Source organism: Streptomyces sp. NTH33, assembly GCF_003236365.1.
Lineage (GTDB): Bacteria > Actinomycetota > Actinomycetes > Streptomycetales > Streptomycetaceae > Streptomyces.
In genome coordinates this window covers 1-561 of the sequence record NZ_POTZ01001085.1, presented here as the reverse complement: position 1 = coordinate 561, position 561 = coordinate 1, and the positions used below count along the sequence as shown (strand labels likewise).

At 75.6% G+C, this 561-nt stretch carries 1 pseudogene; it reads right to left on the bottom strand.

Annotation, left to right across the window (positions count from 1 at the left end):
- Positions 1-561 (bottom strand): annotated as a pseudogene (locus tag C1I97_RS38590) (hypothetical protein); the annotation flags it as partial.

The window sequence follows — 561 nt, the reverse complement described above, 5'->3', positions numbered from 1 at the left end:
GCCACCCCCTCCAGCAGCAGCGGCACTCCCACCACCGGCAGCAGCCAGGCGAGCACGATCAGCCGTTCGCCCCACACGGTGATGTCGGGATGCGCCGCCTGCGTGAGGATCCCGGTGAACGCGGCCGCCACCACGTACAGGCCGAACGCCCGCTGCCGCCGCAGCGCACCCCACGCGCCCGCGGCGAGCAGCGCCGCGAACAGCGGCTGCCACAGCTGCCGGCGCAGCCACTCCAGCCAGAAGCCGGCCTCCAGGTGCAGCAGCTCCCGCCAGGGACGGGCGCGGTCGGGCAGCGCGTAGTGACCGGTGAGCAGGTCCTGCAGGCTGTCGTTCCCGGTCGGGTAACGCAGCGCCCGCGCCAGCAGCACCGTGCCGGCGACGGCACAGCACGCCACCGCCGTGACCACGAGGACCCCGTGCCCCGCCGGCCGCCGCCGCGTCCACCGCCGTACGGCGACCAGCACGCCCGCGGCGGCCAGGCACAGCCCCAGGAACAGCGCCTGGGAGTGCTTGACCGTGAACAGCGCGAGCAGCGAACCCGCGACCAGAGCGGCCCCGGCC